Genomic DNA, 19,446 nt, shown 5'->3' on the forward strand with positions numbered 1-19,446 from the left:
TAGCTAAAATAGCTACCTCATTTTAATTTGTTCTATAAGATAAAAACTCTAATGTGAGTTTTTTTATATAATTTAAATGATGGAATATAGATATATGTCATTTAAATAAAAATAACTATTTAACTAATTTTGCAAATTCTGCACCAAACTCCATACATTCTTTTAATGTTTCCTCACTAGGGAAGAATTTTTTCTTAAGAGATTCTACAGGCATTTTGAATGTCATAGCTTTAAGTAAAGTTTCAGCCATAGTTATACCTTCACCACTCCAACCAAATGAACCAAATACTCCTGCTATCTTACCTTGGTTAGCCATTGGGTCTATAACAGAGAATAAATCCCACATAGGTTTAACCATTGTTTTATTTATAGTTGGAGAACCTAATAGTATTACTTTTGATACTACTAATGTATCATGCATTTCTGTTAATGTCATATTTTCTAAATCATATAATTCAGCTTTTGCACCTTCTTTATCAAGTCCCTCTTTTATCTTTTTAGCCATTTCTAAAGTATTGCTATAAGCTGATAAGTAGAATATAGAAACTTGATTTTGATTAGTTGTATTAATAGCTTCTGTAGACCACTCAACATATCTCTTTACAGCAGCCATTGGGTCTTTAGTAAGCATTGGACCATGAGAAGTTAATATAGTATCAAATTCTAAGTTTAGCCCTACAACCTTGTCTACAGCACTCAACACGTGCTTAGCAAATGGCTTAACTATGCAATCATAGTAATGTTTAGCTGATTTTAGATAATCTTCACTGTTTACTACTTCTGAATCAACACTTGCAAAATGACAACCAAATGCGTCACAAGTTAAAAGAGTCTTGTCCTCTTCAATGTAAGTAAACATTGTATCAACCCAATGTAAGAATGGAGCAGTTATAAATTTAAGATTTCTCTTACCGATATTTAAAACTTCACCATCTTTTATTACATGACAATTAAAAGGTCTATTTATTTGACCATCTAAGTATAATTTAGCAGCTTTAGTACAATAAACTTCTATATTAGGATTTAAATCTAATAAGTATTTTAAACTACCAGCATGGTCTGGCTCTGTGTGATGGACTACAACATAGTCAATTTTAGCTATATCAGTAACTTCTGATAAATTACTTAAAAATTCATCCTTAAAATTTGCTTTTACTGTATCAAATAAAACCGTTTTTTCGTCCTTTATTAAGTAAGAATTATAAGTTGTCCCAAACTCTGTTTCCATTATTATGTCGAATACTTTTAAACCTTCATCTACTACGCCAGTAAAGTAGATATCTTTTTTTACTTCGAAAACTTTACTCATTTTTAACCCTCCTAAAAATTATCATTATATAAATAACATACCCCATTTTGAGGTCAGTGAAACAAAAGATGTCATTATAAGTCATCAAAAACATAGTTTTATGTTTATAATATATCATATTTGGTAAAAAATCTGTATTTTAATAAAAATTTAATAGAAAATATTTTTAGATATACTATTTTGTGAATAATATAGATTTTAAATTCAATATTTTAGTTATATTTTTGATAGAAAATATTTTATCGTGTATAATATTACTTATAAATAAGAATAAAAATAAAGAACTTGTTTGGAGGAATTTTAATAAATGAATAAAGTAGACTTGAAAAAAATCTTAAAAAAAGTAGAAAAGCCTGCTAGATATCTTGGGAATGAAATAAATTCAATTCATAAAGATACTAGCAATAGTGAATTGATAAGATATGCACATTGTTTTCCAGACCTGTATGAAGTTGGGATGAGTCACTTAGGAAGTCATATATTATACGATGTAATAAACAAAGATGAAGATGTATTTTGTGAGAGAGTATACTCTCCTGCTGTTGACATGGAAAATATAATGAGAGAAAAAAATATACCATTATTTGCATTAGAGTCAAGAGAGCCTATAACAAACTTTGATTTTGTTACTTTTACACTTCAATATGAACTTTCATACACTAATATCTTAAATATATTAGATTTAGCCAATATACCAATATTAAAAGAAGAAAGAAAATTGGAAGACCCATTTATAATGGTTGGAGGTCCTTGTGCTTATAATTCGGAACCTTTAGCAGATTTTGTAGATATAGTAATATTAGGTGAAGGTGAAGAAGTTAACTTAGAAGTAGTAAATGAGTATAAAGAGTGGAAGAAAAATAAAACAACTAGAGGTGATTTTTTATACAGAATATCAAGTATAGAAGGAGTATACATACCAAGTTTTTATGATGTTAAATACAATGAAGATGGTACAGTTCAAAGTGTAACTCCTAATAGAGAAGGGGTTACTAAGAGTCCTACTAAGAGGATAATAAAAAATGTTGAAACTGTAGATTATCCAGAAAAATTAATAGTACCTTATATAGATACTGTTCATGATAGAATAGTGTTAGAATTGTTTAGAGGCTGTACAAGAGGATGCAGATTTTGTCAAGCTGGTATGATATACAGACCAATAAGAGAAAAGAGTGTTGAAAGACTTAAAGAGATACTTGACAAATTAGTTAAGAATACTGGATATGATGAAATATCATTATCATCACTTAGTACAAGTGACTATAGTAAGTTGTCTGAGCTTACTGATTATTTAGTAGATGAATATGCATCTAATAATATAGGAATTTCACTTCCATCGCTTAGACTAGACAATTTCTCAATGGAGATTGCTGATAAAATACAACAAGTAAGAAAATCTGGACTTACTTTTGCTCCAGAGGCAGGAACTCAGAGACTTAGAGACGTTATAAATAAAGGTGTTACAGAAGAAGACTTAGAAAATGCAACAAAAAGAGCTTTCGAAATGGGATGGAATAGTGTTAAACTATACTTTATGATTGGTTTGCCAACTGAAACTTATGATGATTTGGATGGAATAGCCAAATTAGCTTATAAAGTTATTGATATTTATAGAAAAGTAAATGGAGGTAAGCTAAAAAGAAGTTTTAGTGTTACAGTAAGTACATCTACATTTGTACCAAAACCATTTACACCGTTCCAATGGCATGGTCAAGATACAACAGAGGAAGTAGTTGATAAGCAAAGACATTTAGTCAATAAATTGAGAAATAACAACATAAAATATAACTATCACGATTCAAAGACTAGCTTGATGGAAGCTGTAGTAGCTAGAGGAGATAGAAAGATAGGAAAAGTTATATATGATGCATTTAAATTAGGTGCAAAATTTGATGGCTGGGCAGAACACTTCAGTTTAGATATATGGAAGGAAGCTATGGAAAAAAACAATCTTTCTATAGACTTCTATGCACATAGAAATAGAGGATATGAAGAGGTATTCCCTTGGGACCATATAGATGTAGGTGTAAGTAAAAAATTCTTGATTAGAGAAGATGAAAATGCTAAAAAAGAAAAAATCACTTCTGATTGCAGACATAATTGTAATGGTTGTGGAATAAATATACATGATATAGGAAGGGGGCTTTGTTAATATGAGTAAAATAATTAGAGTCAAATTTAAAAAAGAAGGTGATATGATATATATATCACATCTTGACCTTCAAAGATTATTACAAAGAGCATTTAGGAGAGCTGAAATAAATTTATCACATTCTCAAGGGTTTAACCCTCATCCTAAGATGAGTTATGGTAATGCTTTAGCATTAGGGACAGAAAGCCAAGGCGAGTATGTGGATATTGAGATAGAAGATGATTTATTGGTAGATGAGTTTTTAGATAAAGTGTCAGTTCAGCTTCCAGAGGGGATAGAATTTATTAAAGCAAAGGAAATTGATAGACAGACATCTTCTCTTTCTTCCGTAATAGATTATGGAGAGTATCTGTTTAATATAGATTTAAAAAGGCCTTTGACTAAAGAGTTTGTAAAAAGAAAAGTAATTGACTTTATGAATAATAAAGAGATAATCATAACAAAAAAGAATAAAAAAGGAAAATTGGTTGAAGTTGATATAAGACCCATGATAAGAACTTTTGATGTTTTAAATTTAGAAGATGAGCATATCACTCTTACTGCTACTATAGCTACAGGTTCAAAAACTAATTTAAATACTAATATACTTATTCCTAAAATGTTAGAGATGTTTGAACTGGATATTGACCCATTAGAAGTTGATATATTGAGAAGAGATTTATATGTATTAGAAGATGGGGAATTAGTGACTCCTATGTAAGTTCGTGAGAGGTGAAGTTGTGAAGAAGATAGTTATTGAGTCCTTAATAGGGTCTCAGAAAACAGCAGTGCTTGAAGAGGGAAAGTTAGTAGAACTTTTTGTTGAAGATAACTTAAATAAAAAAACTGTATCCAATATATATCGTGGAATTGTAAAAAAAGTTATACCAGGAATAGAAGCATGTTTTGTAGATATTGGATTTAAGAAACTTGCTTATTTACAGTTAAAAAAAGAAAGTACCATAAAATCTGGGCAAGAGATTTTGGTTCAAGTAAATAAAGAAGAAATTGGTACTAAGGGTGCAAAATTAAATACTGAAATTAGTATATCTGGAAGGTATATTGTCTATATACCTTCCAACGACAGAACTACTATATCAAATAAGATTACTGATGAAAGAGAAAGATTTAGATTAAAAAAAATCACAAAAGCAGTGAATAAAGAAAACTTGGGATTAATAATAAGAACTGAAGCTCAAGGCTGTACTCATGATGAAATAAAAAAAGATATAGAAGAGTTAAAATTAAAGTATGATAATATTTTAAAAGAATATAAACTTGGTATGGGACCAAAGCTATTATATAAGTCCTTAGATTTTGCAACTAAATATGTAAAAGATAATGTAAATGATGAGATTGAGTCTATAATTATCAATAATTATGATAAATATCATGAATTAAAACCTATTTTGAAGCTTATAAATAATGATTATATTGATAAATTATACCTTGAAGAAAATAAAGATGTATTTGATTTATATAGAATAGAATCTCAAATAGAAAAATTATTAAATGAAAAAGTATGGTTAAAGAGTGGTGGTTATTTAATAATAGAAAAAACAGAAGCTCTTACTGTTATAGATGTAAATACAGGTAAGTTTGTTGGAACTGGTAAACTTGATGAGACTGTTTATAAAACAAATATTGAAGCTGCAAAGGAAATTGTGAGACAGCTTAGAATTAGAGATATAGCTGGAATAATAATAATTGATTTTATTGATATGTATAAAAAGAAATATCAAAATGAGGTATTACACATACTAGAGGAAGAGTTTAGTAAAGATAAGAGAAAAGCTGAAGTGTTAGGAATGACAAAACTTGGCTTAGTAGAAGTTGCAAGACGAAGAGAAAAAGAGTCTATTGATAAGTATTATTTAATGGCTTGCCCATGCTGTGATGGAACGAAAACTATAAAATCTATACATCATATAGTGGATAGTGTCGAAAAAGAAATTATGAGAATAAGTGAGCATACAGTTTATAAAAACGTAATAATAGAATTCAATGATTTTGTTTTTAAACAAATAAAAGAAGATTATATGGATATAATTGATAAAATTGGTGAAAAATATAATATGAAAATTTCTTTAAACGCAAACTGCGCATTAAAACACAACAAAACAAATGTTATTTTTGATAAAATAGTTGACAATAAAATGTAAATATTTTATAATTAATAATTGTAATGCCGCACAGTAAAGGTCTAAATCTTCTAATGAAGTACCTTGTACTGGCGAGTTTGAGACCGAGGAGGTGTATTTAATGTACGCTATAGTAAAGACTGGTGGAAAGCAATATAAAGTTTCTGAAGGTGATGTATTATTCGTTGAAAAGTTAGAAGCTAACGCAGGTGATGTTGTTACTTTAAACGAAGTATTAGCTTGCTCTAAAGATGGAGAATTAAAATTAGGTTCTCCAGTAGTAGAAGGAGCATCTGTTCAAGCAAAAGTTGTTGAACAAGGTAAAGCTAAGAAAGTTATAGTTTTCAAGTATAAAGCAAAAAAAGATTACAGAAGAAAACAAGGACATCGTCAATCATATACTAAGATAGTTGTAGAGAAAATCAACGCTTAATTATTGGACTAGTTATGATAAAGGTTAAATATTATTATAATGATGATTTCTTGTTGCAAGGTTTTTGTTTAAAGGGACATGCTGATTTTGCTGAAATAGGCTATGATATAGTCTGTTCTGCAGTTACGTCTAATGCTATTGCAGTTATAAACTCTTTAGACAAGTTACAAAAGATTGAATTTGAAAAGGTAGTAGGAGAAGAAGGGCATATAGAATGTATAGTTAAAGATGCATATCTAAAAGATGCACAGTTATTACTAAATCACTTTCAATTAGCGGTTGAAGAAATTAAACGGGAATACCCAAAAAATATAAAAATTTTAAAAAAGTAGGGGGTGACTCCATATGTTAAACATGAATTTACAATTATTAGCATCTAAAAAAGGGGTAGGTTCTTCTAAAAATGGTAGAGATTCTATATCTAAAAGATTAGGTGTTAAGAGATTCGATGGGCAATTAGTAACTGCTGGAAGTATAATAGTTAGACAAAGAGGAACTAAAATACATCCAGGAACTAATGTTGGAAAAGGTAGCGATGATACTTTATTTGCATTAGTTGATGGTACTGTTAAATTCGAAAGAAAAGACAAGAAGAGAAAAAAAGTTAGTATATATCCAGTAGCAATAGCTGAGTAATATACATAAAAGGAGTGTTGATGCACTCCTTTTTCTTATAATACTGATGAATTTATAATAGTATTTTTGGTAAAGCTAATTAAAAGTTTTTAATTAAGTAGGTGAAGAATTTGTTTATAGATAAAGCGAGAATATTTGTAAAAGCTGGAAATGGTGGAAATGGTTCGGTAGCATTTAGAAAAGAAAAATATGTTCCAGCTGGTGGGCCAGATGGTGGAGATGGTGGTCGTGGAGCGAGCATCATATTTGAAGTTGATTTAGGTCTTAGAACATTAATGGACTTTAAATACCAGAAAAAATATCAAGCTCAACACGGTGGCGACGGTAGCAAAGGTAAAAGGGCTGGTAAAAATGGAGAAAGCTTAATATTAAAAGTACCAGCAGGTACAGTAATAAGAGATGAAGCTACAGGTCTTGTACTAGCAGATTTAAAGAAAGAAGGAGATACAGCAGTAGTTGCAAAAGGTGGTATAGGTGGTAAAGGTAATCAACACTTTGCAAATGCAGTAAGACAAGCTCCAGCTTTTGCAAAGTCTGGTACAGATGGAGAAGAAAGATGGATAACTCTTGAACTTAAAATGATAGCAGATGTAGGTCTTTTAGGATTTCCAAATGTAGGTAAGTCAACATTTTTATCAGTTGTAACCAAAGCTAAGCCCAAAATTGCAAACTATCATTTTACAACATTGACACCAAATTTAGGTGTTGTTCAAACTAAGTTTGGAGATAGTTTTGTACTTGCTGATATACCTGGAATTATAGAGGGTGCTTCTGAAGGTATAGGATTAGGTCATGAATTCTTAAGACATGTTGAGAGAACTAAGGTATTGATACATATTGTAGATATATCTGGACTGGAAGGTAGAGACCCAATTGAGGATTTTGACAAAATAAATGATGAACTTAAATTATATAATGAGAAGCTTTCAACAAGACCTCAGGTTGTAGTTGCAAATAAATTTGATATATTGGAAGATGAAAGCCAATTTGAAAAATTTAAGGACGAATTAGAAGGTAGAGGATATACAGTATTTAAGATGTCTGCAGCAACTCGTCAAGGAATAGATGATGTAATTGCCTACGTTTCTAAAATGTTAAAAGAAGTAGAAGATGTGGAATTAGTTTCAGAAGAAGAAATGTATAGACCAGAACTTGATATTGGAACAGAAGAAGGATTGAACATAGATGTTGAAGATGGTGTATATGTAGTTACAGGTAAGGCACTTAGAAGAATAATGTATTCTGTAAATTTTGATGATATGGAATCACTTCAATATTTCCAAAAAGCTATGGAAAGTCAAGGTGTATTTGATAGGCTTAGAGAGATGGGAATTGAAGATGGGGATGTAGTTAGAATTTACGAATTGGAATTTGAATTTTACAATTAATTTTGATATAGAATTATAGAGGTGATAATATGTTAAAAGGAAAGCAAAGAGCATATTTAAGATCTTTAGCAAATACTTTAAAGCCTACTACACAAATTGGTAAGGAAGGCGTTACAGAAAGCTTTTTAGAGCAATTAGAGGATATGCTAAGAGTTAGAGAACTAGTAAAGGTTACTATACTAGAAAATGCAGGTCTTGATGCTAAAGAAACTGCTAATGCAGTATGTGAAGCTTTAAGAGCAGAGTTTGTTCAAGCTATTGGTTTTAAGTTTACTATTTACAAGAGAAATATTGATGAGCCCAAGATACTTTTTCCAGGTCATGAACAGGCAAAAGCTAAGGTAAAAAATAACAATGTTACAAAAAAAGGTAAACCAACTAAAAGAGCAGTTAGATAATTAATTAGATTATTTTAGAAGAAATAAGTTAAAAAATATAGTGACAATTGGGAAAAATTGTATTATACTATTAACAATAAATTTAAATTAGCAATCTTATCAAGAGAGGCAGAGGGACTGGCCCTATGAAGCCCGGCAACCAGTATATTTTAATATACATTGGTGCTAAATCCTGCAGCAATTACGCTGAAAGATGAGTATAAACCCGTCATATGGCTTGAGTTTATACTCAAGCTTTTTTAATTGGCATATTTATATATATAAATAAATTAATATAATCAAAAGTGATGGGGGTATGTAACAGTGAAGATAGGAATACTAGGGTATGGAACAGTAGGAAGTGGATTAATAGATTTAATAGAGAATAATACTTTAAAAAGAGAAATAGAAATAGCTGGAATTTTAGTTAAAAATAAAGAGAAACATAAATCAAAGAGATATTTTGATAAGGTAACAACAGATATAGAAGATATATTTAACAAAGATGTTGATATATTAGTTGAAGTAATTGGAGGACTAAATCCAGCTCTTGATTATGTAACAAGAGCTCTAAATAAAAAAATACATGTAGTAACAGCAAATAAAGATTTATTAGCTGAAAGAGGTAGTGACCTTATAGAGCTGGCTAACTTAAATGATGTTAGCATTAAATTTGAAGCATCAGTAGCAGGTGGTATTCCAGTTTTAAAGCCATTAATAGAATCATTAGAAGGTAATAATATAAAAAGTATAAATGCTATTTTAAATGGAACATGCAACTTTATATTATCAAAGATGTATGATGAAAATTTACCATATGATGTAGCTTTAAAACAAGCACAAGAACTAGGATTTGCAGAAGTTAATCCAGATGCAGATGTATTAGGATATGATAGTGCTAGAAAACTATCTATATTATCTACTTTATCTTATGGGAAAATAGTGTATTGGAAAGATTTGTTATTAGAAGGAATAACTTCAATAGATGAAAAGGATATAGAATATGCTAAGAAATTAAATTGTAAGATAAAATTAGTTGCTAGAAGTAAATATGAATTGGGAGAAGTAAGTGGATTTGTTAGACCTGCATTGGTGGATAATGATAATATGCTGTCTAAAATAGATAATGAGTTTAATGTAGTAATTATAGTGGGAGATTCTGTAGGAGAACTTTCTTTTGTAGGTAAGGGTGCTGGAAGAGGTGCAACAGGAAGTGCTGTTTATGCTGATATCATAGATATAATAGATAATAGGAGTTCAAATATAAAGTCTTTTTCAAAAGGTAAATTGGATTTGAGTGGGCTTATAGAAGATGAATGTAGTGCAGTAGTTAGATTTAGTGAATATAATAAAGATGGAATTTTAAAATGTTTAGATAAATATGTAGATAGCTATAATATTATAGATGAAGAAGAATTTGCTATTTTTATAAATGCAAAATCAGAACATGAAATTGATAGGTTCTTAGAAGATGTAAAGAGAAATGAATATAGTAAGTCAGTTAAAAAACTATTAAAAGTAGATTAAAATATCTATGTAATGACTGTAAAAATTTAAAGGTGAAGAAAAACAAAAAGTTTATTTTGTTTTTCTTCACCTTTTTAACAGCTGGTGACTTAATAAGATAATAGAAAAATAGATAGATTATAACATTTTACTTATTCAATAAAAAAATTTTCACTCGCCTCGTTAATAGCTTGCTGAGTTACCCTTATATATCGCTGTGTAGTGGCTACAGAGCTATGGTTTAAGAGTTCCTTAACTAATTCTAAGTTATTGTTACTCTTTTCAAATTGAGTAGTAGCATAGAGCTTTCTAAAGCTATGTGTGCTTATGTTATACAAATTTAAGTATTTACAAATTATTCTCAATTGTTTCTGGATAGCTTTTGTCTTTATATTTACTAAGTAGTCATCTGATTTAAGATTATACTTTCTTGCATGTTCATTTATAGATTCAATTATATTTTTGTTAACAGGTCTATACTGTAGTTTACCTGTCTTTTTTTCATTTATTTCCAACATATTACCTTTAAAATTACCTATTTTTAATCTTAAAATATCTGATATTCTTAGACCTAAATTAGCTTCTAACATTAGTGCTAATGCAACCTTAGGATTCTTTCTAAATCTTTTTTCAACGCCATTTTCACTATAAATAAAGCCCGTATGTAGTAGTTCCATTATCTTTTTATATTCGTCTATTTCTATAGGTCTTGTTGCCATTTTCAACCACTCCTCTTAGTTTGATTTGATAAGTTTAGGTCGGTATTTATTATATAATATAAATGAAATATTATATATTGGAAAAATATACCAATTACTTTATATAAGTGTGCTATATGTGATTAAGGAGAATTTTTGAAAAATATTGTTATAAAAAATTATCAAAATTGTGATGAAATAACTATGCTGATAAAGTAATTAAAAAGGTTATTAAGATTATGACAAATATAATTAGAAAATGGAAGCATTTAGTTAATTTTTATACATTTTATTTTTTTCGAAATAAGTTTTTTATAAAAAAAGTATTTTTATATCTAATTAATTTTCCACTTGTAGATAAATTTCTCATGTGTTTTTTAGCAACAAATAAAGCTGAAATTAAGTAGATTATTATTACAATTTGAAGAATAGTGTCATAATAGCTAAGATAATAGAACCAAATTAAGTTATTATATATAACATTATATGTATCAGCAAAGCTAGAAACTAATACAGTAGAGTTTGCAATAGGATAAAGTATAAAAATAAATAAACCTGCTAAAAGTCCATGTGCAAACTTACTTAATATGTATAATTTTAAGTCTATATCTGTTTTTGATAAAAATGTACAACATTGAGCTAGTATGGACAATCCGCTAAATCCTATCAGAAAACTAGCCAAAGATGCTCTTAGGATTTCTGGGGCACTTGTTATACTAGATACCTTATTACAACCAATTGTGATTTCAAATAGACCGCTTACAAATGCTTGACAGAGCTCCTTATTGACACCTAAAAGTGAAAGTGGTAAATATATAACTGATGCTATTAAAGAGATTACATTAAATAGTGATAGTATTTTAAATACTACCGAAAAAACAATTACAAATCCACCAACTGTAAGTAATGTATTTACTCCATTAAAGACAGCATTTCCAAATAGAACAAAAAAACCATTACCACTAGAACTTCTAATATTAATTATGTTTTTTATGTTTGTTTTTAAATCTAATTTTGTCTTTGGAAGATTTTCATTTCCATAATTTCTGAAAAAAAGACCAACCAATATAGTTCCCAAGTAATGGCATAAAATCATCAAGTAACCTAAATTTGAATTTTGAAACATACCTGTACCAACTGAGCCTATTATAAATAAAGGTCCTGATGTAGAACAAAAAGATACCAGTCTTTGGGCTTCATGCTTAGAAATCTGTTTATTGCTTCTAAATTCAGAAGCTAGACTTGCTCCCACTGGATAACCAGATACTGCTGATATTGCAAAAGCTAAAGCACTTTTTCCTGATACATTAAACACAAGTCTAGTTATGGGATTAATAATAAACCCTATAATATCTACTATTTTTAAATCAACAATTAGGTTTGCACCAATTATAAAAGGGAGTAGCGATGGGACTAGAACATTAGACCATATGGAAAAACCCTCTCTTGCAGATTTTATAGCTTCATTTGGGTATAAGATAATGCCTAAAACTAGAACCCCAACTATGATAGCTGGAGCGAAAAAACCAATAATTTTATTTTTTTTCATAATATCACCTGTAAATTTGAGTTATAAGATATTATATTAAAAGTAACAAAAATATATGAATGTAATGGCTTAAGATATATAATAGATATATATTATAACAACGACTACTACATGGGAGGAAAAAATGTTTAATAGTATAGCTAGTAAAAAAGTTTATGAACAAGTAATTGAGCAAATTCAATATAAAATATTAAATGGAGAGTTAAAAAAGGGTGATAAACTACTATCTGAAAGAGAATTATCTGAACAAATGAATGTAAGTAGAACCTCTATTAGAGAAGCTATCAGGGTTTTAGAAACTATGGGTGTGATAGAAAGTAAACAAGGTGAGGGTAATTTTATATGCACAAATATAGAAAAAACTTTAATAGAACCTTTATCTATGATTTTTAAACTGAATAATGGTACACTTGAAGACATACTAGAGCTTAGAATAATTTTAGAAATTGAGATTGCAAAACTTGCTTCAAAGAGAATAACTTCTTCTGAATCTATAGAATTAAAAAGTATAATAGATGAAATGAGAATAGAAACCAATAAAAAAGATAATAATCAAATTTTGGTTTTATTAGATCAAAAATTTCACAGCAAATTGGCTACAATAAGTAAAAATTATTTAATTCAAAGTCTTTTTATAACAGCCTCAAAATTGTTTGATGGATTTATAGAGGATGCAAGAGAGAAGATAATTGCAGAACCTTTAAATGAAACTATCTTGCTTAAGCAACATGAAGCTATATATAAGGCAGTTATAGAAAACAATACTGAACTTGCACATGAAAAAGCGAAAGAGCATATGAGATTTATAAGTAAAAACTACAGAAAAAATGAAAATTAAAAATTTGTTATAAAATAAATTATTCTTGCAAATAGAAGATAATGGTACTATTATATAAATGTAAAACTGGTATGACCACATACCAATTTTATAGTTTATTATAATGGGAGATTAAAGATGGTAAAGTTAAAAGTACCTTATTCAAAGCAAGGAATGATTTTAGAAATACCTAACAAACGTTTTCTTGGTGTCTTGGAATCAAAATCGGATAATTATGTAGAACATAAGACACAAGAAGAAATAGTTGAAGAATCTATGAATAATCCAATAGGCTCTTTATCATTGGAAGAGTTAGTTAAAGGAAAAAAGAATGTAGTCATAATTACAAGTGACCATACAAGACCTGTTCCAAGTAAAGTAACTATGCCAATTCTTTTAAGAAGAATTAGGAAAGCTAATCCTAAAATTGATGTGAAGATTATAGTAGCAACTGGTTTTCATAGGCCAAGTACAAGAGAAGAATTAGTTTATAAGATGGGAGAAGAAATTGTAGATAATGAAGAAATAATCATGCATATATCTACTGATGATGAAGCTATGTGCAAGGTCGGTGTATTACCTTCAGGTGGGGATTTATATATAAATAAACTTGCATATGATGCAGAACTTTTAATCGCAGAAGGTTTTATAGAACCACACTTTTTTGCAGGTTTCTCAGGAGGAAGAAAAAGTGTACTTCCAGGAATAGCCTCTGCAAAGACTATAATGTATAACCATTGTAGTGATTTTATAGATAGTGACAATTCGAGAACTGGAAAATTAAAAAATAATCCTATTCATGAAGATATGGTATATGCAGCTAAGGTTGCTAAACTAGCATTTATATTGAATGTTGTAATAGATAAAGAGAAAAAAGTAATAGCATCATTTGCTGGTGATGTCGAAAAAGCACATACCCGAGGTTGTGAATTTGTAACAGAACTCTCAAAAGTAAATTCCATAAAGTCAGATATTGTAGTGAGTACAAATGGTGGATACCCATTAGACCAAAATATTTATCAATCAGTTAAGGGGATGACAGCAGCAGAGGCTACCTGTAAAGAAGGTGGAGTAATAATAATGATTGCAGCATGTAATGATGGTCATGGAGGTCAATCCTTTTATGAAAATGTAGCAAATGCAGATTCTCCAAAACAACTTTTAGAAAAAATTAGAAGTGTTGACAGATGTGATACAATTCCAGACCAATGGGAATTTCAAATATTAGCAAGAATACTATCTAAGTATACTGTAATAATGGTAACAGATAAGTGTAGTCCTGAAATGATAAATAAAATGCATATGAAACATGCATTTAATTTTAAGGATGCTTTAGAGATGGCTACTAATATAGTCGGTGAAGATAGTAAAGTTACAGTTATACCTGATGGAGTATCAGTGATAGTTAAATAAAAAAGGGGTGTAGTTTATGGAAATTTTGACATGTATTAAACAAGTACCTGGAACAACCACAGTAGAGGTTGATGAATCCACAGGTGTATTGAAAAGAGATGGAGTAGATTCAAAAATGAATCCTTATGATTTATATGCTTTAGAAACAGCACTTAGAATAAAAAACGACATAAAAGCTAATTTAAAAGTACTTACTATGGGTCCTCCGCAAGCAAAGAAGGTAATAGAAGAGAGTTTTATGATGGGGGCAGATGAAGGAGCTTTAATAAGCGATAGAAGATTTGGAGGGGCAGATGTCTTGGCAACTTCTTACACTATATCGCAAGGTATTAAAAAAATGGGTAGAGTAGACTTAATAATTTGTGGAAAACAAACTACTGATGGTGATACAGCGCAGGTTGGACCTGAAGTAGCCGAGTTTTTAGATATACCTCATGTAACTAATGTTACAAAATTAATTGAAATCAAAGAGAAAAGCATAGTTGTTGAAATAGATATGCCAAATGATTTACAAGTATGTGAAATTGAGTATCCTTGTTTGATAACAGTAGAAAAAGATATTTTTCAACCAAGATTGCCTTCATTTAAGTTAAAGTTAGAAACTAAAGAAAGAAAAATACCTGTGTACAGTTTAGATGATTTTGAAGATAAGGACGAAGATAATTATGGATTAAATGGTTCCCCTACTCAAGTTGTAAGAATATTTCCTCCTAAGCCAAATACAGATAAAAATATTATGAGAGGAAATCCAGAAGAGTTAAGTTCTGTGCTTATAAATAAATTAGAGGAATTAAAATTAGTCTAAGGGGGAAGAAGAAATGTCAAAAATAGTTGTAAATCAAGATAAAATAACTGATTTAAAAAGAGTACTAGAAATTTGTCCTTTTGGTGCTATAGAAGAAAAATCAGGTAAGGTAGAAATAAGTGCTGGCTGTAAGATGTGCAAATTGTGTGTCAAAAGTGGACCCAAAGGTGCATTTGAATTTATAGAAAGTAATAAAGCAAAAATAAATAAGGATGAATGGAAGGGAGTGGCAGTATATGTAGAACATCATAATGGAAATATACATCCTGTAACATATGAACTTATAGGAAAAGCTCGCAAAATGGCATCAAAAATAAAGCAACCTGTATATTGTGTATTTGTAGGAAAAGATATAAAAGATAAATGTAAGAATCTTATCTCCTATGGTATTGATGAAGTATTTGTATACGATGAAGATGAATTTAAAGAATTTAGGATAGAACCATATGCAAAGGCAATAGAAAACTTTATAAATAAAATAAAACCAACAATAATGTTGGTTGGTGGAACTACATTAGGTAGGTCATTAGCTCCAAGGCTTGCTGCTAGATTTAAAACAGGGCTTACAGCAGATTGTACAATACTTGATGTGCAATCAAACACTGATTTAGACCAGATAAGACCAGCATTTGGTGGAAATATAATGGCTCACATAAATACACCCAATAATAGACCTCAATTTGCCACTGTAAGATATAAAATATTTTCAGCTCCAGAAAAGGTAGAAAATGCTACAGGAAAAATAACTTTATGTGAAATAGAAAAAAAAGAATTAAAATCTAAGATTAAAGTACTGAGTGTAAAAGAAAAAAATAAAGAAGTTGGTCTTGAAGAAGCAGAAGTAATAGTAGTTGCAAGTAGAGCAATAAAGAAACAGGAAGATATGGATATGATATATAAATTAGCTGACAAGTTAAATGCTCAAGTAGCAGGAACAAGACCGATTATAGAAGCGGGTTGGATAGATGCTAAAAAACAAATAGGTCTTAGTGGTAGAACTGTCAAGCCTAAATTAATAATAACTTGTGGTGTATCTGGAGCTGTTCAATTTGTTGCAGGAATGCAAGGAGCTGATTATATAGTAGCTATAAATAAAGATGATAAGGCACCTATACTTGATGTAGCACACTTAGCTTTAATAGGAGATATTTATGATATTATTCCTAAATTGATAAAAAAAATAGAAAATAAAAAAAATGATAAGCAAATATATGTGGCATCAGCAGCTGAATAGGGGGATAGAGATGTATAAATCAATTGATAAAAAAGATATAGATTTTTTAATAGATATTTGTGGAGATGAAAATGTAGTAGTTGGAAGTGATATAAATGAAGATTTTTCACATGATGAACTTGGAGGAATAGAAAAATATCCTGAGGTTTTAGTAAATGTGATTGAAACCGAGCAAGTATCTAAAATAATGAAATATGCATATGAAAACAATATACCAGTTACGCCAAGAGGACAAGGAACTGGTCTTGTAGGAGCTGCTGTTGCCATAAATGGTGGAATAATGATTAATCTATGTAAAATGAATAAAATACTTGAGGTTGATTATGAAAATCTAACATTGACAGTAGAACCAGGAGTTTTGCTTATGACAATAGGTCAATATGTTCAAGAGAGAGACTTATTTTATCCACCTGACCCAGGTGAGAAGAGTGCTACAATAGCAGGTAATATAAATACTAATGCAGGTGGAATGAGAGCAGTAAAATATGGTGTTACAAGAGATTATGTTAGAGGTCTTGAAGTAGTATTACCAAATGGAGAAGTTATAAATATAGGGGGAAAAGTAGTTAAAAATAGTTCTGGATATAGTATAAAAGATTTATTAATAGGTTCAGAAGGAACTTTAGGAATAGTTACAAAAGCGATATTAAAATTGCTTCCTTTACCAAAGAAAAGTGTAAGTTTACTTATACCTTTTCCTAATTTATCAATGGCAATAGAGACTGTTCCTAAAATAATAAAATCGAAATCAATACCAACAGCCATAGAATTTATGGAGAGAGATGTAATATTGGCTGCGGAAGAATTTTTAGGTAAAAAGTTTCCAGATAATACATCAGATGCTTATCTTCTACTTACGTTTGATGGAAATAGTATTGAAGAAATTGAAAAAGAATATGAAAAAGTTGCTAATCTGTGTTTAGAAAATGGAGCATTAGATGTATTTATATCAGATACGCAAGAAAGAAATGATTCTATATGGTCAGCCAGAGGCGCTTTCTTAGAAGCTATAAAGGCATCTACAACAGAAATGGATGAATGTGATGTCGTTGTACCAAGAGACAAGGTAGCAGAGTTTATAAGATATACTCATGAGCTTCAAGATGAGTTAAAAATAAGAATAAAAAGTTTTGGTCATGCAGGTGATGGAAATCTACACATATATATATTAAAAGATAGTATGGATGAACATACTTGGAAAGTAAGATTAAAAGAAGCTTTTGACTGTATGTATAAAAAATCTAGAGAACTTAATGGTCAAGTCTCAGGTGAACATGGTATAGGATATGCAAAAAAAGAGTATTTACATGAATCAAAATCAGATGCCTATATGATGTTAATTAAAAATATAAAAATAGCTTTTGACCCTAAAAATATTTTAAATCCAGGAAAAATATATTAAATATATAAATGTTATTTTTAAACATAAAAGTTATAAAAAACAGGTTTAAATTTAATAACTTAAATTTACTTTTTAATGTTAATAGTATTTGTAAATATTAATATTATTTATAAAGATTTTAGGATGGCAATGTTTATTTAACTTTAGAAATATGAAATATTATTTAAGTTAAGTTGGTGTTACCATCCTAAAAATATGAATACACATGTGAAGCGTATTTTATTTATAAAAAATATTTGTAATTATAAATACATCTTATTAATTTAATGAGGTTATTTAAAATTGATAAGGTTATTTAAAAAACTTATTTTACATATATTGGACGAGTGTAAAAGTCCATAGGACCTTTTACTAAACCTTGATTATTTCTATAATATACTGAGTTGTATATATTTGTAGATTTTATATCATAACTTATAAGTGTTTTAAAAATAGCATCATCTAATGAAAATGATATATTTGAAAATTTATTTATTATGTCTATGTTAGATTTATTTTTTATCTCTTTTAGAACTTCTCTACCTTTGTCATTAAAAGCAAGTATTCTTATATAAGGAACAATATCTATATCTTTTACAAGGTGAATATCGCTTTTTTTTATGCCTAACAATATATTATTTAAAGTTCTCTTGATTTTAGTTAAAGTATATCTCTTAGATTTAATTGATAATTGTAATTCGTATAAAGAATTAGATGTAAAAATATCTTTGTAAATTTTATTTTCTATACCTTCATTTACTTCAAAATAATCCTTTAAATTGGATATGTCCCTAAGTATGATTGTCTTTAAAGTATCAAAAAATAATTCATCAAACATAGGAAAAAATTTATTATCTATTTTTTCGTTTAATATACTATAAGTTTTTTCTGGAATAACTTTTTTTAATTGAGAGATATTACAATTTTCCTTAAGTGAAGTTCTTATAGCAGTAGCAGAGCAAATACTATTATTAATTTCTTTAGAGTTGTACTCTGACTGAACTCTGGAAATAGTAAATGGCTTTATATTGCTGTTTAAATTGATAAGATTTTTTATATATTCTATACCAAGTATATTATTTGATGAATTTAATATTTTTAATAATTGTTCTTTTGTAGTTTTTTGAGATAAGTCGTTGTTTTCATATTGGTGTATATAATCAAAAAGTGAATTAGCTCTAGCCACTGGAAATAACATACCATCATCTAAATATTTTTTTAAAAGTAATTTAAATTCTTTTGGCTCATTTGCTAAAATCTCTGCAATACTATAAAGAATATCTGTGTTTCCCTCTTCACTACCAAAACATACAGAACTTATGCAGTTTAGAGAATTTAAAATTGTGATGGCACCATGAGAAAAAATTTCGGCACTTTGGCAAGCAAACATAGTTGGTAATTCTATAACTAAGTCTACACCATTTTCGACAGCAATTTTTGCTCTAGTATATTTATCAAATAAAGCGGGCTCACCTCTTTGAAGAAAGTTTCCACTCATGATTGCCACTGTATGTGTTGCATTTGTTTTTTCTATAGATTTAGATAAATGATAGATATGTCCATTATGAAATGGGTTATATTCAACTATTAATCCAAGTATATTCATAAAATGCTCCTTTTTCCTTTGT

Annotated in this window: 18 protein-coding genes and 1 riboswitch; of the genes, 14 read left to right on the forward strand and 4 right to left on the reverse strand. The window is 29.1% G+C overall.

Going from position 1 to position 19,446, the window contains the following annotated elements; translation table 11 throughout:
• Positions 1-115 precede the first annotated feature (115 nt).
• On the reverse strand, positions 116-1,309 hold the full coding sequence (locus tag IC758_RS05685; protein WP_227434082.1) for an FprA family A-type flavoprotein: 1,194 nt from the start codon (positions 1,307-1,309) through the stop codon (positions 116-118).
• 307 nt (positions 1,310-1,616) lie between these two features.
• On the opposite strand from IC758_RS05685, the gene IC758_RS05690 reads away from it, so the two are divergent.
• The 9 genes from IC758_RS05690 (at position 1,617) to IC758_RS05730 (ending at position 9,942) form a co-directional block, all read left to right on the forward strand.
• Positions 1,617-3,461 (forward strand): TIGR03960 family B12-binding radical SAM protein, encoded by a 1,845-nt coding sequence (locus tag IC758_RS05690; protein ID WP_227434083.1) that lies wholly within the window; start codon positions 1,617-1,619, stop codon positions 3,459-3,461.
• A gap of 1 nt (position 3,462) precedes the next feature.
• Positions 3,463-4,161, forward strand: a complete 699-nt coding sequence (locus IC758_RS05695; protein WP_227434084.1) for a TIGR03936 family radical SAM-associated protein — start codon at positions 3,463-3,465, stop codon at positions 4,159-4,161.
• A 19-nt stretch (positions 4,162-4,180) separates the two neighbouring features.
• A complete protein-coding gene (locus tag IC758_RS05700) occupies positions 4,181-5,602 on the forward strand; it encodes an Rne/Rng family ribonuclease (protein WP_227434085.1) in 1,422 nt (473 codons plus the stop codon).
• Between the two features lie 100 nt (positions 5,603-5,702).
• Positions 5,703-6,014, forward strand: coding sequence for a 50S ribosomal protein L21 (gene rplU, locus IC758_RS05705; protein ID WP_003419082.1), 312 nt, complete (start codon positions 5,703-5,705; stop codon positions 6,012-6,014).
• A 14-nt stretch (positions 6,015-6,028) separates the two neighbouring features.
• Positions 6,029-6,346 (forward strand): ribosomal-processing cysteine protease Prp, encoded by a 318-nt coding sequence (locus IC758_RS05710; RefSeq protein WP_227434086.1) that lies wholly within the window; start codon positions 6,029-6,031, stop codon positions 6,344-6,346.
• Positions 6,347-6,359: 13 nt separating this feature from the next.
• The gene (gene rpmA, locus IC758_RS05715) at positions 6,360-6,650 is read left to right on the forward strand and encodes a 50S ribosomal protein L27 (protein WP_003419086.1); all 291 of its coding nucleotides are present in this window, start codon (positions 6,360-6,362) and stop codon (positions 6,648-6,650) included.
• Positions 6,651-6,760: 110 nt separating this feature from the next.
• Complete coding sequence (obgE, locus tag IC758_RS05720; RefSeq protein WP_227434087.1) at positions 6,761-8,038, forward strand: GTPase ObgE; 1,278 nt, start codon at positions 6,761-6,763, stop codon at positions 8,036-8,038.
• 29 nt (positions 8,039-8,067) lie between these two features.
• Complete coding sequence (locus IC758_RS05725; RefSeq protein WP_227434088.1) at positions 8,068-8,436, forward strand: YhbY family RNA-binding protein; 369 nt, start codon at positions 8,068-8,070, stop codon at positions 8,434-8,436.
• 93 nt (positions 8,437-8,529) lie between these two features.
• A riboswitch (SAM riboswitch) is annotated at positions 8,530-8,636 on the forward strand.
• Between the two features lie 103 nt (positions 8,637-8,739).
• Positions 8,740-9,942 (forward strand): homoserine dehydrogenase, encoded by a 1,203-nt coding sequence (locus tag IC758_RS05730; RefSeq protein WP_227434089.1) that lies wholly within the window; start codon positions 8,740-8,742, stop codon positions 9,940-9,942.
• A 131-nt stretch (positions 9,943-10,073) separates the two neighbouring features.
• Here IC758_RS05730 and IC758_RS05735 read toward each other — a convergent pair whose 3' ends face one another.
• Positions 10,074-10,640, reverse strand: coding sequence for a tyrosine-type recombinase/integrase (locus IC758_RS05735; RefSeq protein ID WP_227434090.1), 567 nt, complete (start codon positions 10,638-10,640; stop codon positions 10,074-10,076).
• Positions 10,641-10,908: 268 nt separating this feature from the next.
• Entirely contained in the window at positions 10,909-12,168 is a 1,260-nt protein-coding gene (locus IC758_RS05740) for a sporulation integral membrane protein YlbJ (protein ID WP_227434091.1), read from the reverse strand.
• Positions 12,169-12,292: 124 nt separating this feature from the next.
• Between IC758_RS05740 and IC758_RS05745 the strand changes: the two genes are divergently transcribed.
• From IC758_RS05745 to IC758_RS05765, 5 genes are all read left to right on the forward strand, one after another.
• Positions 12,293-13,006 (forward strand): FadR/GntR family transcriptional regulator, encoded by a 714-nt coding sequence (locus IC758_RS05745; RefSeq protein WP_227434092.1) that lies wholly within the window; start codon positions 12,293-12,295, stop codon positions 13,004-13,006.
• Between the two features lie 117 nt (positions 13,007-13,123).
• Positions 13,124-14,398, forward strand: coding sequence for a nickel-dependent lactate racemase (gene larA / locus IC758_RS05750; RefSeq protein WP_227434093.1), 1,275 nt, complete (start codon positions 13,124-13,126; stop codon positions 14,396-14,398).
• A gap of 16 nt (positions 14,399-14,414) precedes the next feature.
• On the forward strand, positions 14,415-15,203 hold the full coding sequence (locus IC758_RS05755; RefSeq protein WP_227434094.1) for an electron transfer flavoprotein subunit beta/FixA family protein: 789 nt from the start codon (positions 14,415-14,417) through the stop codon (positions 15,201-15,203).
• A 13-nt stretch (positions 15,204-15,216) separates the two neighbouring features.
• Positions 15,217-16,437: an FAD-binding protein gene (locus IC758_RS05760; RefSeq protein ID WP_227434095.1), complete on the forward strand. Its 1,221-nt coding sequence runs from the start codon at positions 15,217-15,219 to the stop codon at positions 16,435-16,437.
• A gap of 10 nt (positions 16,438-16,447) precedes the next feature.
• The gene (locus IC758_RS05765; RefSeq protein WP_227834665.1) at positions 16,448-17,839 is read left to right on the forward strand and encodes an FAD-binding oxidoreductase; all 1,392 of its coding nucleotides are present in this window, start codon (positions 16,448-16,450) and stop codon (positions 17,837-17,839) included.
• Between the two features lie 304 nt (positions 17,840-18,143).
• On the opposite strand, the gene IC758_RS05770 is transcribed toward IC758_RS05765, so the two are convergent.
• A complete protein-coding gene (locus tag IC758_RS05770; protein ID WP_227434097.1) occupies positions 18,144-19,424 on the reverse strand; it encodes a nucleotidyltransferase in 1,281 nt (426 codons plus the stop codon).
• Positions 19,425-19,446 lie beyond the last annotated feature (22 nt).

It is taken from the genome of Clostridioides sp. ES-W-0016-02 (genome assembly GCF_020641035.1).
Classification (GTDB): domain Bacteria; phylum Bacillota; class Clostridia; order Peptostreptococcales; family Peptostreptococcaceae; genus Clostridioides.